Source organism: Kitasatospora sp. NPDC051853 (genome assembly GCF_044452665.1).
In the GTDB taxonomy this organism is placed as follows: domain Bacteria; phylum Actinomycetota; class Actinomycetes; order Streptomycetales; family Streptomycetaceae; genus Kitasatospora.
Map to the genome: position 1 here is coordinate 204358 of NZ_JBITBY010000002.1, position 20562 is coordinate 224919.

The following is a 20562-nucleotide window of genomic DNA, read 5'->3' on the forward strand; positions in this document are numbered from 1 at the left end:
CGGCGGGGGTTTCCCCGGCGGGGGGGGGGGGGGGGGGGGGGGGGGGGGGGGGGGGGGGGCGCGCGCGCGCGGGGGGGGGGGGGGGGGGGGGGGGGGGGGGGGGGGCGCCCGCCCCCCCCCCCCCCCCCCACGACGACGGGTCAGAGCACCCGGGTCATCGTCCGGTGCGGGATGCCCGCGTCCTGGTAGACCGGGCCCTCGGCGACGTAGCCGAGCCGCTCGTAGAAGCCCAGCGCCTGCACCTGGGCGTGCAGCTCCAGCTCGGTGCCGCCGTTCTCGCGCCCGGCCGCCTCCAGCGCCCGGACCAGCTCGGCGCCCAGACCGGTGCCGCGCGCCTCCTTGCGCACCGCGAGCCGCCCGAGCAGCACCCGGCCCTGACGGCCCGTCATCCCGAGCGCCTCGGCGCCGTGGATCAGCCGCCCGGTGCCGAGCGCCGTGCCGTCCTCGCCGACCGCCAGCACGTGCACCGAGGTGGCGTCGTACTCGTCGTACTCCAGCTCCACCGGCACGCCCTGCTCGACCACGAAGACCTCGTGCCGGACCTCCCGGACCAGCGCCAGGTCGGCCTCGGTCACGGCGGTCCGCAGCCCGGCGCCCATCAGCTCTCCGAGGAGATGATGTCGAGCGCCTTCTGCAGGTCCTCCGGGTACGGGCTGGCGAACTGCACCCACTGGCCGTCCGAGGGGTGCTCGAAGCCCAGCTGCACCGCGTGCAGCCACTGCCGGGTCAGCTTGAGCCGCTTGGCCAGCGTCGGGTCCGCGCCGTAGGTGAGGTCGCCGACGCAGGGGTGGCGCAGCGCGGACATGTGCACCCGGATCTGGTGGGTGCGGCCGGTCTCCAGCTTGATGTCCAGCAGCGAGGCCGCCCGGTACGCCTCGATCAGGTCGTAGTGGGTGACGGAGTGCTTGCCGTCGCGGGTGACGGCCCACTTCCAGTCGGAGCTGGGGTGGCGGCCGATCGGCGCGTCCACGGTGCCGCTCATCGGGTCCGGGTGGCCCTGGACCAGGGTGTTGTACTTCTTCTCCACGACCCGGTCGTGGAACTGGCGCTTGAGGTCGGTGTACGCGCGCTCCGACTTGGCGACCACCATCAGGCCGGAGGTGCCGACGTCCAGGCGGTGCACGATGCCCTGGCGCTCGGCCGCGCCGGAGGTGGAGATCCGGTACCCGGCGGCGGCCAGGCCGCCGATCACGGTCGGGCCGGTCCAGCCCGGGCTCGGGTGCGCGGCCACGCCGACCGGCTTGTCGATCAGCACGATGTCGTCGTCGTCGTGGACGATCCGCATGCCCTCGACATGCTCGGCCACCACCTGGACGGCGGCGGCGGGGGCCGGGATCTCGACCTCCAGCCAGGCACCGGCGGACACCCGGTCCGACTTGCCGGCCTGGGAGCCGTCGATGGTGACCTTCCCGTCGGCGGCGAGCTCGGCCGCCTTGGTCCGGGAGAACCCGAACATCCGGGCCAGGGCGGCGTCGACGCGCTCGCCCTCCAGGCCGTCGGGAACGGGGAGGCTACGGGTCTGTGCGGTACTCACCCGTACGAGTATGCCGGACCGTCCCCCCGCCGGATCACAGCGGAGTCGCCCGACCCCTGCGTCACTCGCCCTTCGTCGACACCGGAGCCGTGGTCCCGTCCGGGTTGCTCCCCTTGAACGAGAGCAGCACCACCAGGATGCCGCCGCAGACGATCGCGCAGTCCGCCAGGTTGAAGACCGCGAAGTGCTGCACCGAGATGAAGTCCACCACGTGCCCGCGGAAGACCCCCGGCGAGCGGAACAGACGGTCCGTCAGGTTCCCCAGCGCCCCGCCGAGCAGCAGCCCGAGCGCGATCGCCCACGGCAGGCTGTAGAGCTTGCGGGCGATCCGCCAGATCACCACGATCACGGCGGCGGCGATCGCGGTGAAGACCACCGTCATCGCCTGGCCCATCCCGAACGCCGCCCCCGGATTGCGGATCACCTGGAAGGTGGCGAACTCCCCGATCACCTCGATGGCCTGGTGACCCTCCAGCCTGGCGACCACCAGCAGCTTGCTGCCGAGGTCGATCAGGTAGGCCAGCAGCGCCACCACGAGCAGCACGCTCACCCGGCGCCGGCGCACCGCCTCCGCGGCGGCCGCGGCGGCGGTGGCGTCGGGCTCAGTGGTCACCGCGTCCTCCGCGACGTCGGGGGCGGGCTGGACGGCGTCGTCCTGGGTCTGGGGGGAACCTGGAGTGCTGATGATCCGCTCCGCTGCCGGGATGGGGTGGACAGGTCGTCGGGGTCGAGCGTACGGCACCCGCCCGACCCCGTGGCCCGTCCGTTACCTGGTCCTACCTGCGCTCCTGCTTGGCCTTGCAGGTGACGCAGAGCGTCGCCCTCGGGAAGGCCTGGAGGCGGGCCTTGCCGACGGCCTGGCCGCAGGACTCGCAGACGCCGAACCCGACGCCCTCCAGCCGGGCCAGGGCGCGCTCGGTCTGGGCCAGGCTGTCCCGGGCGTTGTTGGCCAGGGCCAGCTCGCTCTCCCGGTTGATGTTCTTCGTCCCGGCGTCGACCTGGTCGTCGCCGGCCCCGTCGTTGGAGTCGCGCATCAGGCCGTTGAGGGCCTGCTCGGCGGCGGCGATCTCGGCCCGCAGGCGGGCCGCGTCCTCGTTGAGCTCCTGGTGCAGCTCCTGGACCTCGGCCGAGGTCCACGGGTCCTCGCCGGAGCGGACCGGGAGCTCCGCCGGGTCCACCGACTCCGCGCCCCGCGCCCCGCTGCCCGCCGGGGCGTGGGTGCGGCTGGTGGCGGCCACCCGTCCGGTGCTGGTGCTGGTCTTGCGCCGTGTAGTGGTCACGGTCCCCTCCCCTGAGTCGCCCGCCACGGCCTTGTGCGTCCGCTTGGTGGCGGTGGTGGCGGTAGCACCACTTGCCTTCTCAGCCATGGCTTCGACCTCATCTACGAACGAAACGAACCGCCGGTTCCCGGCGGTTTCCGTGCCGGAACGATAATCCCCATCGAATCCCCTCACAATGGGACATACCGATGCGGCCGCCGGTTCCCACCCGTTCCGACCCGGCCGGCCGTCCAGCCCGGATGCTGACCAGGTTGTGCCCAGATCGTCACCTGCTAACCACGCCCCTCGCGGCGCGCGACGCAAAGCGGTTGTGCGGGCCGATACACTGAGCGCTGCAAGGCGCTGATGGGACGAGTACCGACGTACGCAGCCAGGAGCGACCCGGGGACGGTGGGAGCCCGGGGGTGTGCGCGGCGGGAAGATCACCCCGGAGCCGCCGGAAGAGGGGCCTGACGGCCCGTTAGAACCGGCCGCAAGCCCAAACAAGTGGGCCGCACCCAGCAGTTCGCGGCCAAGGAGGGTGGTACCGCGGGGCGGCTGGTCCGTCTCGTCCCTCCGTCGGAAGCCAGTCCACGCATCCGCCGGAGGAAGACGCCCGCGATGAGCACCTACAACTCCGTCCCCGCGCAGGTCGACCTGCCCGCGCTGGAGCACCAGATCCTCTCCTTCTGGCAGGACCAGAAGGTCTTCCAGCGCACCCTGGAGCAGTCCGAGGGCCGCCCCGAGTGGGTCTTCTACGAGGGCCCGCCGACCGCCAACGGCATGCCCGGCGCCCACCACATCGAGGCCCGCGTCTTCAAGGACGTCTTCCCGCGCTTCAAGACCATGAAGGGCTACCACGTCGCCCGCAAGGCCGGCTGGGACTGCCACGGCCTCCCGGTCGAGCTGGCCGTGGAGAAGGAGCTGGGCTTCTCCGGCAAGCAGGACATCGAGCGCTACGGCATCGCCGAGTTCAACGAGAAGTGCCGCGAGTCGGTCACCCGGCACACCGACGCCTTCGCCGAGCTCACCACGCGCATGGGCTACTGGGTCGACCTCGACCAGGCCTACCGCACCATGGACCCGTCCTACATCGAGTCGGTCTGGTGGTCGCTCCAGCAGATCTTCGACAAGGGCCTGCTGGTCCAGGACCACCGCGTCGCCCCCTGGTGCCCGCGCTGCGGCACCGGCCTGTCCGACCACGAGCTGGCCCAGGGCTACGAGACCGTGGTCGACCCCTCGGTCTTCGTGAAGTTCCCGCTGACCTCCGGCCCGCTGGCCGGCGAGGCCGCGCTGCTGGTCTGGACGACCACCCCGTGGACCCTGGTCTCCAACACCGCCGCCGCCGTGCACCCGGACGTCACCTACGTGGTGGCCACCGACGGGAACGAGAGGCTGGTCGTCGCCGAGCCGCTGGTCGCCAAGGCGCTCGGCGAGGGCTGGGAGACCACCGGGCAGTCCTTCACCGGTGCCGAGATGGAGCGTTGGGCCTACCGGCGCCCGTTCGACCTGGTGGAGATCGAGGACGCCCACTACGTCCTGAACGCCGACTACGTCACCACCGAGGACGGCACCGGCATCGTCCACCAGGCCCCGGCCTTCGGCGCCGACGACCTCGCGACCTGCCGCAGGTACGGCCTGCCGGTGGTCAACCCGGTGCTGGCCGACGGCACCTTCGACCCCTCCGTGCCGCTGGTCGGCGGGCAGTTCTTCAAGAAGGCCGACGAGGCGCTGGTCGCCGACCTGAACGCCCGTGACCTGCTCTTCCGTCACGTGCCGTACGAGCACAGCTACCCGCACTGCTGGCGCTGCCACACCGCGCTGCTCTACTACGCGCAGCCCTCCTGGTACGTCCGGACCACCCAGGTCAAGGACGCCATGATCCGGGAGAACGAGGCCACCAACTGGCACCCTTCGAGCGTCAAGCACGGCCGCTTCGGCGACTGGCTGAACAACAACATCGACTGGGCGCTCAGCCGCAACCGCTACTGGGGCACCCCGCTGCCGATCTGGCGCTGCGAGGAGGACCACCTCACCTGCGTCGGCTCGCTGGCCCAGCTCTCCGAGCTCTCCGGCACCGACCAGTCCGAGCTGGACCCGCACCGCCCGTTCATCGACGCGGTCACCTTCGCCTGCCCGCAGTGCTCCGGCACGGCGACCCGGGTGCCCGAGGTGATCGACGCCTGGTACGACTCGGGCTCGATGCCGTTCGCCCAGTACGGCTACCCGTACCAGAACAAGGAGCTCTTCGAGAAGCGCTACCCGGCGCAGTTCATCTCCGAGGCGATCGACCAGACCCGCGGCTGGTTCTACACGCTGATGGCCGTCGGCACCCTGGTCTTCGACAAGTCCTCGTACGAGAACGTCGTGTGCCTGGGCCACATCCTGGCCGAGGACGGCCGGAAGATGTCCAAGCACCTGGGCAACATCCTCCAGCCCATCCCGCTGATGGACCAGCACGGCGCCGACGCCGTCCGCTGGTTCATGGCCGCGGGCGGCTCGCCCTGGTCCGCGCGCCGGGTCGGCCACGGCACCATCCAGGAGGTGGTCCGCAAGACCCTGCTGACCTACTGGAACACCGTCGCCTTCCAGGCCCTCTACGCCCGCACCGCCGACTGGGCCCCGTCCGCGGCCGACCCGGCCCCGGCCGACCGCCCGCAGCTGGACAAGTGGGTGCTCTCCGAGCTGAACACCCTGGTCCGCGAGGTGGACGCCGCGCTGGAGGCCTTCGACACCCAGCGGGCCGGCAAGCTGCTCTCCGGCTTCGTCGACGACCTCTCCAACTGGTACGTCCGTCGCGGCCGCCGCCGCTTCTGGCAGGGCGACGCCGCCGCGCTGGCCACCCTGCACGAGGCGCTGGAGACCGTCACCCGCCTGATGGCCCCGCTCACCCCCTTCATCACCGAGCGGGTCTGGCAGGACCTGGTCGTCCCGGTCGTCCCGGGCGCCCCCGGCTCCGTCCACCTGGCGAGCTGGCCCGAGGCCGACGAGACGCTGATCGACACCGAGCTCTCCCGGAACATGGCGCTGGTCCGCCGCCTGGTCGAGCTCGGCCGGGCCACCCGCGCGGAGTCCGGCGTGAAGACCCGTCAGCCGCTCTCCCGGGCGCTGATCGCGGCCCAGGGCTGGGACGATCTCCCGGGTGACCTGCGGGCGCAGATCGCCGAGGAGCTCAACGTCTCGGTGCTCGAGTCCCTCACGGAGGTCGGCGGCTCGCTGGTGGACACCACCGCGAAGGCCAACTTCCGCGCCCTCGGCAAGCGCTTCGGCAAGGGCGTCCAGGACGTGGCCAAGGTGGTCGCGGCCGCCGACGCCGCCGCGCTGGCCGCTTCGCTGCGGTCGTCCGGCACCGCCTCGGTGGAGCTCAACGGCGAGACCGTCGAGCTGACCCCGGACGAGGTCATCATCACCGAGACCCCGCGCGAGGGCTGGGCCGTCGCCAACGAGGCCGGCGCCACCGTCGCCCTCGACCTGGCCATCACCCCGGAGCTCAAGCGGCTCGGCATCGCCCGCGACGCCATCCGCCAGATCCAGGAGGCCCGGAAGAACTCCGGCCTGGACGTCGCCGACCGCATCGTCCTGCGCTGGCGCGCCACCGACGAGGCCACCGTCGAGGCCATCGCCGAGCACGGCCACCTGGTCGCCGAGGAGGTCCTCGCCACCGACTTCGCCGCCGGCTCCGCCGACTGGCAGTCCGAGACCTTCACCGACGAGGGCCTCGGCCTCCACTTCCAGCTCCGCAAGGCCTGAGCGGAGCTCCACCTGAGGTAAGTGGTCACACCAGGGGCGCGGGGAACTGCGCGCAGGGGAACGGCAGCACGTGCAACCGGCTGACAGTGGGTCAGTTGCACGTGAGTGGCCTTCCGTCTCGCGCAGTTCCCCGCGCCCCCGGCATTACCACGTACATTCCGTGCGCCCCGGCGTGGCCACGTACGCGCCGTCAGCCCAAACACACGAGGGCGCCCCCGTGGTGACGGATCGTCACTACGGGGGCGCCCTCGTGGGTGGTGCTGTTTAGTTGTCGCCGTCCTCGTCGATGAGGAAGCCGCGCATCGGGGCCGGAGCCTGCTGCATCGGCTGCGGCGGCTGCGGACGGACCGCGGCCATCGGCTGGGTCATCCCGGCGGGGGCCATCTGGGCGGCACCGGTGGGGGCACCGCTCGGCTGGCCGCCGAAGGAGGGCTGGCCGTTGCCGCCGCCGAAGGAGTTCTGACCGCCGAACGACGGCTGGGCGCCGCCGCCGAAGGAGTTCTGGCCGCCGAACGACGGCTGGCTGCTCATCGCGGAGGAACCGGCCGGCGGGAGCGAGGCGGTGGCCGGGATCCGCGGCGGGGCCAGCGAGTCGTCCGCCTGCGACTCCAGCTGGCGCAGCTGGGTCTCCAGGTAGGACTTCAGGCGGGTGCGGTACTCGCGCTCGAAGGCGCGCAGGTCCTCGACCTTGCGCTCCAGGGTGGCGCGGGCGGACTCCAGGGAGCCCATCGCGACCCGGTGCTTCTCCTGCGCGTCCCGCTCCAGGGCGTCGGCCTTGGCACGGGCGTCCCGCTCCAGGCCCTCGGCGCGGCTGCGGGCCTCGCCGACGATCTTGTTGGCCTCGGAGCGCGCCTCTGAGATCGCCTGGTCGGCGGTCTGCTGGGCGAGGGCGAGCACGCGGGCGGCGCTGTCGCCACCGGGGCCCTGCTGCTGCGGCTGGGGCTGCATCGGACCACCGAGCGGGCCGCCGAGCTGCTGCTGCATCGGACCGCCCATGGGCTGGAGCTGCTGCCCGCCCATGGTCTGGCCCATCTGCTGCTGGCCCATCGGCTGGAGCATCTGGCCGCCCATCGACTGGACCAGCTGCTGCTGGCCGCCCATGGTCTGGCCCATCTGCTGCGGCTGACCCATCTGCTGCATGGGCTGCATCTGCTGCGGCTGGGGCTGACCCATCGGGCCGCCCTGGCCGGCCGGCAGCTGCGGGGCGCCCGAGGGCAGGCCGAGCGGCTGGTGGCCCTGCTGCTGCGGGGGCTGCTGCATCTGCGGCTGGCCCGGCACCGGCGGGCCGGATATGGCGGCCGGGACGGGGGCGCCCTGCGGGCGGCCGTCCTGCGGCTGCTGCTCCTTGCGCATGTTCGCCTGGTTCTGCGCGGCGGCACGGGTCGCGGCGGCCAGCTTGGCGCGCAGGTCCTCGTTCTCGCGGAGCAGGCGGGTCAGTTCGGCTTCGACCTCGTCGAGGAAGGCATCGACCTCGTCCTCGTCATAGCCTTCACGCAGGCGGACGGTCGTGAACTGCTTGTTCCGAACGTCCTCGGGGGTCAACGGCATCTCTTCACCTCAACGTGATCGTCGGCATCAGCGGCATCCTGTGGCAGCGCTCAAGACGGCAGAGTCAGCACGAGCGATCTCAGGACAAACACAATGATCATCAGTACGAAGAAGGACAGGTCGAGCGCCACGCCCCCGAAACGCAACGGCGGGATGAAACGCCGAAGAAGCTTGAGCGGCGGATCGGTGACAGTGTACGTGGCCTCCAGGACGACGACCATGGTCTTCCCGGGACGCCACGAGCGGGCGAACTGGAAGACCCAGTCCATCACCAGACGGAAGAGGAGGACGAGCAGGAAGGCGCTCAGTGCGTAGTAGAGCACTGCCCGCACGATCCCCATCGAGTCTCCCTCTCCCTGGTCCTTCTGTCCCGCTCTTAACGGACGGTCCGTCAGCCGCGTTCCACTGCCATCAGATCCACACATGAAGTCGTGGCCGGGTCAGCTCTGGTTGAAGAACCCACCCTCGGCGATCCGAGCCTTGTCCTCCGCCGTTACGTCGACGTTAGCAGGAGACAGCAGGAACACCTTCTGTGTCACTCGCTCGATACTGCCGTGCAGACCGAAGACGAGTCCAGCGGCGAAGTCTACGAGCCGCTTGGCGTCCGTGTCGTCCATCTCGGTCAGATTCATGATCACGGGAGTGCCGCCGCGGAACTGTTCCCCGATGGTACGGGCCTCGTTGTAGGTCCTGGGGTGCAGCGTGGTGATGCGGTAGGGCTCTCGTTCGTTGACGACCTTGGGCATGATCACCGGGCTGCTCTTCTCCAGGTTGTGGCGGCGTTCGGGTGTGATGGACGACACTGGCGCCATCCGCGGCGGCTCCTGCCGGATCGGCACGGGGGCCGGGACGGGCTGGGGCGCGATGTGCGCGACCGGTGCCGGGGCGGGGGGCGCGGGGGCGGGCCGCTCCAGGCCCTCGGTCCGTCCGGTCCGGATCGGCTCGGGGTCCGCGTCGTAGTCGTCGTCGGGGTCGTACCCCTGGCCGTCGTACGTCTCGTCCTCCACGAGGCCGAGGTAGACCGCCATCTTGCGCATCGCGCCGGCCATGCTCCCGTCTCCTCCGCTCGGTGGTGGATCGCCCGGGCCTTCGCCCGCGGACCCGCGCACGCCCGACGCCCCGTCAGGGGGCTGGGGCGGGGGCGGACTTCCGTCGATCCACGGTTGCCAGCGCTGTAGGCAGCTGCTGGGTTCTGTCCTGTTTTGTCCTGCAGTCTGATCTACTTACCCGCTGACGTTACCGGAGCGTCGGGCGCACTCCGAGCACCGCCGTCCCGACACGCACGTGCGTCGCCCCGGCGGCCACCGCCTGCTCCAAGTCCCCGCTCATCCCTGCCGAGACCATCGTGGCAGCCGGGTGGCTCCCGCGTACGGCGGTTGCGATTTCCGCCAGCCGCTCGAAGGCCTTCGCCGGATCGCCGGCCAGCGGGCCGGCCAGCGGAGCGACGGTCATCACACCGTCCAGTCGCAGCCCGGGCGTGTCGGCGATGGCGTCGGCCAGCGCGAGCACCTCCCCGGGCGCCACTCCGGCGCGCCCCTCGCCCTCGCCGCTCTCCTTCTCCAGGGCGACCTGGACCAGGCAACCGAGCGGCGGGCGCTCGGCGTTGCGCACCGCGGCGGCCAGCGACTCGACCAGCCGGAGGCGGTCGACGGAGTGCACGTGGTTGGCGTAGCGGACCACCGAGCGCACCTTGTTGGTCTGCAGCTGGCCCACGAAGTGCCAGTCCAGCGGCAGTTCGCGGCAGGTCTCGGCCTTGGGGGCGGCGTCCTGGTCCCGGTTCTCCGCCACGTCGGTGACGCCCAGCGCGGCCAGCAGGGCGGAGTCCTCGGCGGGGTAGGTCTTGGTGACCACCACCAGCCGCACCTCCTCGCGGGCCCGCCCGGCGGCGGCGCAGGCGTCGGCGATCCGGCGCTCCACGACCTCCAGGTTGGTGCCGAGCTCCTCGTACCGGGCGCGCTGACGGTCGGTCAGCGCGGCCAGGAAGTCCGGGCCGCCCGGTTCGGGTCCGTACAGATCAGTCATGGTTGCCTCGGTGGGGGTGTTCTCCGGGAGGGGCGATCAGATGATCGCACTCCGGACCGCACGATGCCCACCGTGTTCCCGCCCTGGGACGGGGACGCGGTGGGCATCGGTGCGTGGTGGGTTACTTGAGGAAGTCCGGCACGTCGAGCTCCTCGGCGGGGCTCTCCACGAAGGGCTGGCGGGCCGGCTGGACCTGCGGCGGCACCGGCGGGGCGGTGGCGGTCGCGGTCTCGGCGGGCGCCGGGGCCTCCTTCGGACGGTCCGTCACCGAACCGAGGCCGCCGGCGTAGGCGGACGGCCGGGCGGCCGGGCGCTCCGGGGTGGCGGAGGCCGGGGTGGACTTCACCACCGGGTCGCGGACGATGGCCGGCGGCTGGCCGCCGTCGAAGCCGGCCGCGATCACGGTGACCCGGACCTCGTCGCCGAGGGCGTCGTCGATGACCGCACCGAAGATGATGTTGGCCTCGGGGTGGGCCGCCTCGCTGACCAGCTGGGCCGACTCGTTGATCTCGAAGAGGCCGAGGTCGGAGCCGCCGGAGATGGAGAGCAGCACGCCGCGGGCGCCGTCGATGGACGCCTCCAGCAGCGGGGAGGAGATCGCCATCACGGCCGCGGCCTTGGCGCGGTCCTCGCCGCGGGCCGAGCCGATGCCCATCAGGGCCGAACCGGCCTCCGACATGACCGACTTGACGTCGGCGAAGTCGAGGTTGATCAGGCCCGGGGTGGTGATCAGGTCGGTGATGCCCTGGACGCCCGAGAGCAGCACCTGGTCGGCCGAGCGGAACGCGTCCAGCACCGAGACCTGGCGGTCCGAGATGGAGAGCAGCCGGTCGTTGGGGATGACGATCAGGGTGTCGACCTCTTCGCGCAGCTGCGCGATGCCGTCCTCGGCCTGGTTGGCCCGGCGGCGGCCCTCGAAGGTGAACGGCCGGGTGACCACACCGATGGTGAGCGCACCGAGCGAGCGGGCGATGTTCGCCACCACGGGGGCGCCACCGGTACCGGTGCCGCCGCCCTCGCCGGCCGTCACGAAGACCATGTCGGCCCCCTTGAGGACCTCCTCGATCTCCTCGCGGTGGTCCTCGGCGGCCTTCCGGCCGACCTCGGGGTTGGCGCCGGCGCCGAGGCCCCGGGTGAGTTCACGGCCCACGTCGAGCTTGACGTCGGCGTCGCTCATCAGGAGGGCCTGCGCATCGGTGTTGATCGCGATGAACTCGACGCCCTTGAGACCGACCTCGATCATCCGGTTGATGGCGTTGACACCACCGCCGCCGATACCGACGACCTTGATGACTGCGAGGTAGTTCTGCGGTGCTGCCACGTCGAAGGCCTCTCGCCTCGAATTTCCGGGTCGTCCGCACCGGTTGGCACGGTCCGACGGATGTCGATGGGTGGGGAGCCCGAGTGATTCCTGACTGTATGTCCGAAATTCCGACCACCGACCCGAACCCTAAACTTGACCTTTAGGGTTGTGGCTGTGCCTGCGTCACATCACCGTGGGACACAGCCTGGTGACACAGGACACTATGGCGGTGAGCGGGCCGTGTTCAACGAACACGCCGAGCTTCCCGTTTTTCTTTTGAGCCTATGTGATCATCCATTACCGGGTGAAACCGGGGTGACCACCAAGGTTCGGGCCGGAGCTACTGCCCCGTCAACACCTCCCCCGGACAGAGAACTTACCGGATCTTCCGGGTCCGACGGGCCGTCAACCCCCGATGCCGGGCGCTTCCGGGGCACTCACGTCGTAGATCCGGGCCTTCCTGGCCAGCAGCGCGGTCAGCACCTGCGCCTTGCGCGCGGTCCGCTCCGCGCTCCCCCAGCGCACCACCGCCCCGTCGGCCAGCTGGAGTTGGATGTCGTCGTAGGACTGCACCCGGACGCTGCCGGCCTGCTTGCGGACCGCCTCCGGCAGGCCCGCCGCCACGGTGATCGCGGAGCGCAGCAGCTCCTCCCGGGGGAACACCGCCGAGGCCTCGTTCGCCTGCTGACTGAGTGCGAGCTCCACCACCGGCACCCCCTCGGGGGCGGCGTCCTCGGTGGCGAAGGTGAAACCGGCCGCGTCCACCTGGCCGTACTTGCCCTCCGGGGTCCGGACCGCGGCCACCGCCCGGCGCTCGGTGACCTTGATCCGCAGGGTGTGCGGCCAGCCGCGCCAGACCTCGGCCTTGGCCACCCGGGGCAGCGCCTCCACCCGGCGCTCGGCCTCCGCCAGGTCGACCCGGGCCAGCGGGCCGTGCTCGCCGTCGCCGAGCGTCTCGCGCACCTGGTGCGCCGTCAGCTTGTCGCCCACCAGGCCCTGGACGGCGACCACCCGCACGTCCAGCACCGAGGAGAAGAACACCAGCCAGCCGAGCGCGCCCAGGACCACGGCCCCGAACGCGCTCAGCACCACGATGCCCCGCCGGGAGAGCCGGAGCCGCGGCAGGTGCTCCCCCGCGTCCTCCTCGTCCTCGTCGACGGGGTCGAGGACCGGCGTCTCAGCCACGGCGGCCCCGCCGGGAGGCCTCGATCGCCTCGTAGACCATGCCGACCAGCAGGTCGTCGGCGTCCCGCCGGCCGAACTCGGCGGCCGCCCGGCTCATCTCCCAGAGCTTCTGCGGGGCGGTCAGCACCGGCAGCACGTTCTGCAGCACCCAGTCCGGGGTCAGTTCGGCGTCGTCCACCAGCAGGCCGCCGCCTGCCTTGACCATCGGCTGGGCGTTCAGCCGCTGCTCGCCGTTGCCGATCGGCAGCGGCACGAAGGCGGCGGGCAGGCCGACGGCGGCCAGCTCGGCCACGGTCATCGCACCGGCCCGGCAGAGCATCAGGTCGGCGGCGGCGTAGGCGAGGTCCATCCGGTCCACGTACGGGACGGCCCGGTACGGCGGCATGCCGGGGATGTCGTCGATCACCGGCAGCTCGTTCTTCGGGCCGACCGCGTGCAGCACCTGGACCCCGTACTGCTGGAGCCGCGGGGCGATGGTCTCGATGGTCTGGTTCAGCCGGCGGGCGCCCTGCGAGCCGCCGGAGACCAGCAGGGTGGGCAGCCGCTGGTCGAGGCCGAAGTACGCCCGGGCCTCCGGGCGGACGGCGTTGCGGTCCAGGGTGGCGATGGTGCGGCGCAGCGGGATGCCGATGTACCGGGAGTCGCGCAGCTTGGAGTCGGGGGTGGAGACGGCGACGAAGTCGGAGTACCGGGCGCCGATCTTGTTGGCCAGGCCGGGCCGGGCGTTGGCCTCGTGCACCACGATCGGCACCCCGGCGCGCTTGGCCGCGAGGTAGGCGGGCATCGCCACGTAGCCGCCGAAGCCGACCACCGCGTCGGCCTTCACCCGCTCGATGATCGCCTGGGCGGCCCGGACGGTGGAGCGCAGCCGGCCCGGGACGGTGATCAGCTCGGGGGTGGGCCTGCGGGGCAGCGGGACGGCCGGGATCAGCTCCAGCTGGTAGCCGCGCTCGGGCACCAGCCGGGTCTCCAGGCCGCGTTCGGTGCCCAGGGCGGTGATCCCGACGGACGGGTCGTGCCGGCGGAGGGCGTCCGCGAGGGCCATGGCCGGCTCGATGTGACCGGCGGTCCCGCCGCCTGCGAGTACGACATGCACCGAAATTCACCGCTCCCTGCGCTTCGGCCTGGCGGCCCCGCGCCCCGTGGTTCGTCCTGGCAGCACCCGGTTCAGGACCGACCTGAACCGGCTGTTCTTGCTCCGTGCGGCCAGCGCCGCCCTGGCCTCCGGCGAGCTGCGCGCGAAGCAGAGCAGCACGCCGACGGCGCACAGGGCCGACAGCATCGCGGACCCGCCGTAGGAGAACAGCGGGAGCGGGACGCCCGCGATGGGCAGCAGTCCCAGCGCCGACCCCAGGTTGACCATGGCCTGGGCCATGATCCAGGTGGTGACGGCTCCCGCGGCGTACCTGACGAAGGGGTCCTTCGTGCCGCTGGCCACTCGGATACCCGCGTAGCCTAGTGCCGCGAAGAGCCCGAGGACCGACAGCGTCCCCACCAATCCGAGCTCCTCGCCGGTCGCGGCGAAGATGAAGTCGGTGTGGGCCTCCGGGAGTTGGCCCCACTTCTCGACCCCGGCGCCGATGCCGGAGCCGAACGGGCCGCCGGCCGCGAAGGCGTAGAGGCCGTGCAGGGCCTGGAAGCAGTTGACGTTGGGGTCGGGCTTGGTGACGCCGATGCAGGCCAGCCGGTCCATCCGGTGCGGCACGGTGATGACCAGCGCGGTGCAGGCCACCACGGCGATGCCCAGCACGGCGGCGAACAGCCGCAGCGGGGCGCCGACCGTCCAGAGCAGGCCGAACAGCATGGCGATCAGGATCATCGTGGTGCCCATGTCGCCGCCGAGCATGATCAGCAGCATCAGCAGCAGGGTGCCCGGCACCAGCGGGACCAGCAGGTGCTTCCACTGGTCGAGCATGTGGGTCTTCTGCTTGCGGGCCAGCAGGTCGGCCGCCCAGAGGGCGAGGGCCAGCTTGGCGAACTCGGAGGGCTGGAGCTGGAGCAGGCCGAGGTCCAGCCAGTTCCGGTTGCCGCCGACCTCCTTGCCGATGCCGGGGATCGCGACCAGCACCAGGGCCGCGGTCACCCCGAGCACCACCGGGTAGACCAGCATCCGCAGCAGCTTGACCGGCATCAGCGCGAACAGCACCAGGCCGACCAGGCCCATCAGCACCGCGATGAACTGCTTGCCCACGAAGAAGGTGGCGGGCAGGCCCCAGCGGACGGCCAGGATCTGCGAGGAGGAGAAGACCATGCTCAGCCCGAGCACCAGCAGCAGCAGCGCCGAGCCGACGATCAGCAGGTACGGGGTGAGCGGACGGGAGAGCAGGTAGGCCACCCGGCCGCGGAACTGCCGCAGCCGGGTGACCGGGTCGGCCGCCTTGAAGGTGGCACTGCTGGCCGAGATGACCGGCGCCTGCCACGGGCCTCGCTCCGGGGCCTGACCCGCCATCACACCGCTCCCCCGTCTTGGTCTTTCCTGGTCTACAGCGCCCGGACCGCCTCGGCGAAGAGGTCGCCGCGCTCGCCGTAGTTGGTGAACATGTCCATCGAGGCACAGGCCGGGGCCAGCAGGACGGTGTCCCCCTCCCGGGCCAGTCCGGCGGCCGCGCGGACCACCTCGGTCATCGCCACCGCGCCAGTCTCACCCGCTGCCGCCTCGATCACCGGGACATCCGGGGCGTGTCGGGCCAGCGCCTCGGCGATCAGCGCCCGGTCCTCGCCCATCAGCACCACGGCCCGCAGCCGGCCCGCGGCACCCCGCACCAGCTCGTCGAAGGTGGCGCCCTTGGCCAGCCCGCCGGCGATCCAGACCACCGGCTCGTAGGCGGCCAGCGAGGCGGCCGCCGCATGGGTGTTGGTGGCCTTGGAGTCGTCCACGTAGGCGACCCCGCCGACCACCGCGACCTCGGCGATCCGGTGCGCGTCCGGGCGGAAGGCCCGCAGGCCGTCCCGGACGGCGGAGGTCTCCACCCCGTACGCCCGGGCCAGCGCCGCCGCCGCCAGGGCGTTGGTGACGTTGTGCGGGGCGGGCGGGTGGACGTCGGAGACGGCGCCGATCTCGGCCGCGTTCTTGTGCCGCTCGGGCACGAAGGCGCGGTCCACCAGCAGGCCGTCCACCACGCCGAAGTCCGACGGGCCGGGCGAGCCGAGGCCGAAGCCGACGGCCCGGCAGCCCTCCTCGACGTCGGCCTCCTCGACCAGCGCGCGGGTGGCGGGGTCGGCCAGGTTGTAGACGCAGGCCACCCGGTTGCCCTGGTAGATCCGGCCCTTGTCGGCCGCGTAGGCCTCCATCGAGCCGTGCCAGTCCAGGTGGTCGGGGGCCAGGTTGAGCACCACGGCCGAGTGCGGGCGCAGCGAGGGCGCCCAGTGCAGCTGGTAGCTGGAGAGCTCGACCGCGAGCACCTCGTACGGCTCCTCGGCCAGCACCGCGTCCAGCACCGAGACGCCGACGTTGCCGACCGCGGCGGTGCGCTTGCCGGCCGCCGTCAGGATCGAGGCGAGCATCTGCACCGTGGTGGTCTTGCCGTTGGTGCCGGTGACGGCCAGCCAGGGGGCCGGCTCGCCGGTCTCCGGCAGCGGCTTGCGCAGCCGCCAGGCCAGCTCGACGTCGCCCCAGACCTCCACCCCGGCCGCCTCGGCGGCCAGGAAGAGCGGGCTGTTCGGCGGCCAGCCGGGCGAGGTGACGACCAGTCGGGTCCCCTCGGGGAGGGTGGCGCCGTCGCCGAGCCGTACCGCGATGCCCTCGCCGAGCTGCCCGGCCCGCTCGCGCAGGCCCGCGCCGTCGCCGCCGTCCACCACGGTGACCTCGGCGCCGAGGTCACGGAGCACCCGGGCGGCGGAGATGCCGGAGATCCCGAGGCCCGCGACGACGACCGGCAGGCCCTTGAAGTCGGGGTTCCGAACGTCCGTCACCCGGTCACCCAGCCCGCGTAGAAGAGGCCGAGGCCGACCGCGACGCAGAGGCCCTGGATGATCCAGAAGCGGACCACGATCAGCACCTCGCTCCAGCCCTTGAGCTCGAAGTGGTGCTGGAGCGGGGCCATCTTGAAGACGCGCTTGCCGGTCATCCGGAAGGAGCCGACCTGGATGATCACCGACAGGGTGATGATCACGAACAGGCCGCCCAGCAGGGCCAGCAGCATCTCGGTGCGCGAGCAGATCGCCAGACCGGCCAGCGCGCCGCCCAGGGCCAGCGAGCCGGTGTCGCCCATGAAGATCTTGGCGGGCGAGGTGTTCCACCACAGGAAGCCGAAGCAGGAGCCCATCAGCGCGGAGGCGATGACGGCGAGGTCCAGCGGGTCGCGGACGTCGTAGCAGCTGCTGGTGGCGGTGGCCATCACGGCACAGGTCTGGCCGTACTGCCAGACGCCGATGAAGACGTAGGCGCCGAAGACCATCACCGAGGCACCGGTGGCCAGGCCGTCCAGACCGTCGGTGAGGTTCACGCCGTTCGACATCGCGGCGATCATGAAGTACGCCCAGATCACGAACAGCACCGGGCCGATCGACCAGCTGAAGTCCTGCACGAAGGACAGGCTGGTGGAGGCCGGGGTCAGCCCGCGGTCGTCCTTGAACTGCAGCGCCAGGATGGCGAAGGTCAGGCCGACGAACGACTGGCCGAGCAGCTTGGCCTTGGCCCGCAGGCCGAGGGAGCGCTGCTTCACGACCTTGATGTAGTCGTCCAGGAAGCCGACCAGGCCGAGCCCGGCGGTCAGGAAAAGCACCAACAGCCCGGAGGCGGTGGGCTTCTCACCCGTTATCACCTTGGTCGCGGCGTACGCGATCAGGGTGGCCAGGATGAACGCGATGCCGCCCATGGTGGGCGTGCCGCGCTTGCTCAGGTGGGCCTGCGGGCCGTCGTCCCGGATCATCTGGCCGTAGCCGTGCCGGGCCAGCAGCCGGATCAGGGCCGGCGTGCCCAGCAGCGAGAGGACGAGGCCGATCAGGCCGGAGAACAGGATCTGCTTCACTGCGCGGCTCCATCGGCCAACAGGGCCTCGGCGACCCGCTCCAGACCCACCGAACGGGAGGCCTTCACCAGGACCACGTCCCCGGGCCGCAGTTGACCCCGCAGCAGCTCAACCGCCGCGTCCGCGTCGGACACCAGCACCGACTCCTCACCCCACGAACCTTCGTTCCTCGCGCCCAGTTCCATACAGGCCGCGTCCCGTCCGCCGACCGCCACCAGCTTGGTGACGTCCAGTCGGACCGCGAGCCGCCCGATGGCGTCGTGCTCGTCGAGGCTGTCCTCGCCGAGCTCCCGCATCTCACCGAGCACCGCGAAGGTACGGCGGCGCTCCGGGCCGCGTCCAGCCATGTTCGCCAGCGCCCGCAGCGCGGCCCGCATGGACTCGGGGTTCGCGTTGTAGGCGTCGTTGACCACGGTGACACCGTCGGCCCGTTCGACGACCTCCATGCGCCAGCGGGACAGCGCTTCCGCCTCGCCGAGCGCGGCGGCGGTGTCGTCGACGGACATGCCGAGCGCCACCGCCACCGCGGCGGCGGCGAGGGCGTTCGAAACGTGGTGCTCACCGTACAGGCGCAGGCTCACGGGTGCGGAACCGGCCGGGGTGCTCAGCGTGAACCGTGGCCGTCCGGCGTCGTCCAGGTGAACCCCGGTGGCCCGGACGTCGGCGTTCGGGCTCTCCCCGAAGTACAGGACCTTCGCCTGCGTACGGGCCGCCATGGCCTTGACCAGCGGGTCGTCGGCGTTCAGCACCGCGGTGCCGTCGGCGGGCAGCGCCTCCACCAACTCGCCCTTGGCCTCGGCGATCCCGGCCTTGGAACCGAACTCGCCCAGGTGCGCGGTGCCGATGTTCAGCACCGCGCCGATCACGGGCGGGGTGATGCCGCACAGGTAGGCGATGTCGCCCTTGTGCCGGGCGCCCATCTCCGCCACCAGGTACTCGGTGGCCGGCTCCACCCGCAGCGCGGTCATCGGGTGGCCGATCTCGTTGTTGTTCGAGCCGGCCGGGAAGACGGTCTCGCCCCTGCGGGCCAGCACCTGGGCGATCAGGTCCTTGGTGGAGGTCTTGCCGGCCGAGCCGGTCAGCGCCACCACGGCGGCGGTGGAGCGGTCCACCACGGCCCGGGCCAGCTTGCCCAGCGCGATCTGGGTGTCCGCCACCAGCACGGTCGGGACGTCCAGCTGACGGGTCGCCAGCACCGCGACCGCGCCGGCCGCGACGGCCCGCCCGGCGAAGTCGTGGCCGTCCACCCGCTCGCCGACGATCGCGACGAAGAGGCTGCCCGGCGTGAGCTTGCGGGAGTCGTGCTCCACGGACGAGGAGACCACGGCCGCCGGGTCCGCGTTGTGCAGGGTGCCGCCGACGGCCTCGGCCACCTCGGCGAGGGTCAGTGCGATCACAGGTGCTCAACTCCCTTGGAACCACGGTGCTCGATCGCCGTGCGCAGGACCTCGCGGTCGTCGAACGGGCGGACCTCGCCCCGGACGTACTGGCCCAGCTCGTGGCCCTTGCCCGCGACCAGGACGGTGTCGCCCGCGTGGGCGTGGGCCACCGCGTCGGCGATGGCCTCGGCGCGGTCGGGGACCACCAGGACCTCGCCCCGCTCGGCCTCCGGCACCTCGGTGGCGCCGTTCAGCATGGTGGCGAGGATCGCCAGGGCGTCCTCGGAGCGCGGGTTGTCGCTGGTGAGCACCGCCGTGTCGGCGAGCCGGGCGGCGATCGCGCCCATCGGCCCGCGCTTGAACGGGTCGCGGTCGCCGCCGCAGCCGACCACCACGTGCAGGCGGCCCTTGGTGACCTCGCGCAGCGACTCCAGGACGGCCTGCAGGGCGTCCGGCTTGTGCGCGTAGTCCACCACCGCGACGAACGGCTGCCCGGCGTCCACCCGCTCCAGCCGCCCGGGCACGCCGGCCACGCCGGCCACGCCGGCCACCGCGTCGGCCAGCGGCACCCCGGCGGTCACCAGCGCGGTGATCGCGCCGAGCGCGTTGGAGACGTTGAACGGGCCCGGCAGCGGCACCGAGGCCTCGGCCGACGCACCGTCGGGACCGGCCACGGTGAAGGTGGAGCCGAGCGGGCCCAGCTGGACGTCCAGCGCGCGCCAGTCGGCCTCCGGGTCGCCCTTGGCGGAGAAGGTGGTGACCGGGATCGGCGCCTCGGCGGCGATCCGCCGGCCGTACGCGTCGTCGTGGTTGGCCACCCCGAGGCGGGCCTTGTCGGCCTGGAACAGCTTGGCCTTGGCCCGGTAGTAGTCCTCCATGTCCGGGTGGAAGTCCAGGTGTTCCGGCGTCAGGTTGTTGAACAGCGCGACGTCGTAGACCACGCCGTCCACCCGGCCGTAGCTGAGCGCGTGGCTGGAGACCTCCATCACCACGGCCTCGGCGCCCCGCTCGCCCATCACCGCGAGGATCGCGTGCAGGTCGGTGGACTCGGGGGTGGTGCGCTCGCTCTTGATCCGCTCGCTGCCGACCCGCATCTCGACCGTGCCGATCACGCCCGGGTTCAGGCCGGCCGCCTTGAGCCCGCCCTCCACCAGGTAGGCGGTGGTGGTCTTGCCGTTGGTACCGGTCAGGCCGATCATCCGCAGGCCCTCGCTGGGGCGGCCGTACACGGCGGCGGCCAGCTCGCCCATCCGGGCCCGCGGGCTCTCCACCACCAGCAGCGGCGCCCCGCAGCCGGCCGCCTGCTCGGCGCCCTCACGGTCCGTCAGCACCGCGACCGCGCCCTGGCCGACCGCCTGGGCGGCGAACCGGGCCCCGTGGTGGTTGGCGCCCGGGAAGGCCACGTAGACGTCCCCGGGCCGGACCGCCCGTGAGTCGTGGGTGACGCCGGTGACCGCCGCGCCCTCGACGGCCGGCACCCCCAGCAGTCGGGCCGCCTCGGCCAGCGGCAGGGCCGCCACGGAGGTGGGTCGGGGCGGGCTCGCGGAGATTTGATCGGGTTTCGGCACGGCCGGAAGGCTATCCGCCACAACCCCCGTAGAGCCAAACCGGG

General features: G+C 72.1%; 17 protein-coding genes. 1 reads left to right on the forward strand and 16 read right to left on the reverse strand.

The genetic code is table 11. The features are described 5' to 3' along the window. Window positions 1–140 precede the first annotated feature (140 nt). From ACIA8O_RS05695 to ACIA8O_RS05710, 4 genes are all read right to left on the reverse strand, one after another. Window positions 141–599 carry a GNAT family N-acetyltransferase gene (locus ACIA8O_RS05695; RefSeq protein ID WP_396292274.1) on the reverse strand — a complete coding sequence of 153 codons (459 nt, stop codon included), beginning with the start codon at window positions 597–599 and terminating at the stop codon, window positions 141–143. After that, window positions 599–1534, reverse strand: a complete 936-nt coding sequence (locus ACIA8O_RS05700) for an RluA family pseudouridine synthase (protein WP_396292275.1) — start codon at window positions 1532–1534, stop codon at window positions 599–601. Before ACIA8O_RS05700 ends, ACIA8O_RS05695 begins: the two co-directional genes overlap by 1 nt. A gap of 61 nt (window positions 1535–1595) precedes the next feature. Continuing rightward, window positions 1596–2147: a signal peptidase II gene (gene lspA, locus ACIA8O_RS05705; protein WP_396292276.1), complete on the reverse strand. Its 552-nt coding sequence runs from the start codon at window positions 2145–2147 to the stop codon at window positions 1596–1598. A gap of 163 nt (window positions 2148–2310) precedes the next feature. Further along, complete coding sequence (locus tag ACIA8O_RS05710; protein ID WP_396292277.1) at window positions 2311–2814, reverse strand: TraR/DksA family transcriptional regulator; 504 nt, start codon at window positions 2812–2814, stop codon at window positions 2311–2313. 600 nt (window positions 2815–3414) lie between these two features. On the opposite strand from ACIA8O_RS05710, the gene ileS reads away from it, so the two are divergent. Beyond that, window positions 3415–6543, forward strand: coding sequence for an isoleucine--tRNA ligase (gene ileS, locus ACIA8O_RS05715; RefSeq protein WP_396292278.1), 3129 nt, complete (start codon window positions 3415–3417; stop codon window positions 6541–6543). A 264-nt stretch (window positions 6544–6807) separates the two neighbouring features. Here the strand turns inward: ileS and ACIA8O_RS05720 are convergent, their stop codons facing one another. The 12 genes from ACIA8O_RS05720 to ACIA8O_RS05775 form a co-directional block, all read right to left on the reverse strand. Further along, a complete protein-coding gene (locus ACIA8O_RS05720; protein WP_396292279.1) occupies window positions 6808–8091 on the reverse strand; it encodes a DivIVA domain-containing protein in 1284 nt (427 codons plus the stop codon). 50 nt (window positions 8092–8141) lie between these two features. After that, window positions 8142–8432: a YggT family protein gene (locus tag ACIA8O_RS05725; protein WP_345279720.1), complete on the reverse strand. Its 291-nt coding sequence runs from the start codon at window positions 8430–8432 to the stop codon at window positions 8142–8144. A gap of 99 nt (window positions 8433–8531) precedes the next feature. Further along, window positions 8532–9140, reverse strand: coding sequence for a cell division protein SepF (locus tag ACIA8O_RS05730; RefSeq protein WP_396292280.1), 609 nt, complete (start codon window positions 9138–9140; stop codon window positions 8532–8534). A gap of 187 nt (window positions 9141–9327) precedes the next feature. Further along, on the reverse strand, window positions 9328–10113 hold the full coding sequence (locus ACIA8O_RS05735) for a YggS family pyridoxal phosphate-dependent enzyme (RefSeq protein WP_396292281.1): 786 nt from the start codon (window positions 10111–10113) through the stop codon (window positions 9328–9330). A gap of 121 nt (window positions 10114–10234) precedes the next feature. Continuing rightward, window positions 10235–11434 carry a cell division protein FtsZ gene (gene ftsZ, locus ACIA8O_RS05740; protein WP_396292282.1) on the reverse strand — a complete coding sequence of 400 codons (1200 nt, stop codon included), beginning with the start codon at window positions 11432–11434 and terminating at the stop codon, window positions 10235–10237. 387 nt (window positions 11435–11821) lie between these two features. After that, entirely contained in the window at window positions 11822–12601 is a 780-nt protein-coding gene (locus tag ACIA8O_RS05745) for a cell division protein FtsQ/DivIB (RefSeq protein ID WP_396292283.1), read from the reverse strand. Continuing rightward, the gene (gene murG / locus ACIA8O_RS05750) at window positions 12594–13697 is read right to left on the reverse strand and encodes an undecaprenyldiphospho-muramoylpentapeptide beta-N-acetylglucosaminyltransferase (protein ID WP_396292284.1); all 1104 of its coding nucleotides are present in this window, start codon (window positions 13695–13697) and stop codon (window positions 12594–12596) included. Before murG ends, ACIA8O_RS05745 begins: the two co-directional genes overlap by 8 nt. 6 nt (window positions 13698–13703) lie before the next feature. Then, the gene (gene ftsW, locus ACIA8O_RS05755) at window positions 13704–15050 is read right to left on the reverse strand and encodes a putative lipid II flippase FtsW (RefSeq protein ID WP_396292285.1); all 1347 of its coding nucleotides are present in this window, start codon (window positions 15048–15050) and stop codon (window positions 13704–13706) included. Between the two features lie 32 nt (window positions 15051–15082). After that, the gene (murD, locus tag ACIA8O_RS05760; RefSeq protein WP_396292286.1) at window positions 15083–16513 is read right to left on the reverse strand and encodes a UDP-N-acetylmuramoyl-L-alanine--D-glutamate ligase; all 1431 of its coding nucleotides are present in this window, start codon (window positions 16511–16513) and stop codon (window positions 15083–15085) included. Then, window positions 16510–17571 carry a phospho-N-acetylmuramoyl-pentapeptide-transferase gene (gene mraY / locus ACIA8O_RS05765; RefSeq protein WP_396292287.1) on the reverse strand — a complete coding sequence of 354 codons (1062 nt, stop codon included), beginning with the start codon at window positions 17569–17571 and terminating at the stop codon, window positions 16510–16512. Before mraY ends, murD begins: the two co-directional genes overlap by 4 nt. Then, window positions 17568–18968, reverse strand: a complete 1401-nt coding sequence (gene murF / locus ACIA8O_RS05770; RefSeq protein WP_396292288.1) for a UDP-N-acetylmuramoyl-tripeptide--D-alanyl-D-alanine ligase — start codon at window positions 18966–18968, stop codon at window positions 17568–17570. The genes mraY and murF overlap by 4 nt, the downstream gene beginning before the upstream one ends. Then, on the reverse strand, window positions 18965–20518 hold the full coding sequence (locus tag ACIA8O_RS05775; RefSeq protein WP_396292289.1) for a UDP-N-acetylmuramoyl-L-alanyl-D-glutamate--2,6-diaminopimelate ligase: 1554 nt from the start codon (window positions 20516–20518) through the stop codon (window positions 18965–18967). The genes murF and ACIA8O_RS05775 overlap by 4 nt, the downstream gene beginning before the upstream one ends. Between the last annotated feature and the right edge of the window lie 44 nt (window positions 20519–20562).

Excerpts from the sequence above, each read along its gene's own strand:
- ACIA8O_RS05720 (WP_396292279.1), bottom strand. The coding sequence starts at position 8,091 with ATGCCGTTGACCCCCGAGGACGTTCGGAACAAGCAGTTCACGACCGTC.
- ACIA8O_RS05695 (WP_396292274.1), bottom strand. The coding sequence starts at position 599 with ATGGGCGCCGGGCTGCGGACCGCCGTGACCGAGGCCGACCTGGCGCTG.
- ACIA8O_RS05725 (WP_345279720.1), bottom strand. The coding sequence starts at position 8,432 with ATGGGGATCGTGCGGGCAGTGCTCTACTACGCACTGAGCGCCTTCCTG.
- ftsW (WP_396292285.1), bottom strand. The coding sequence starts at position 15,050 with ATGGCGGGTCAGGCCCCGGAGCGAGGCCCGTGGCAGGCGCCGGTCATC.
- ACIA8O_RS05735 (WP_396292281.1), bottom strand. The coding sequence starts at position 10,113 with ATGACTGATCTGTACGGACCCGAACCGGGCGGCCCGGACTTCCTGGCC.
- ileS (WP_396292278.1), top strand. The coding sequence starts at position 3,415 with ATGAGCACCTACAACTCCGTCCCCGCGCAGGTCGACCTGCCCGCGCTG.
- ACIA8O_RS05730 (WP_396292280.1), bottom strand. The coding sequence starts at position 9,140 with ATGGCCGGCGCGATGCGCAAGATGGCGGTCTACCTCGGCCTCGTGGAG.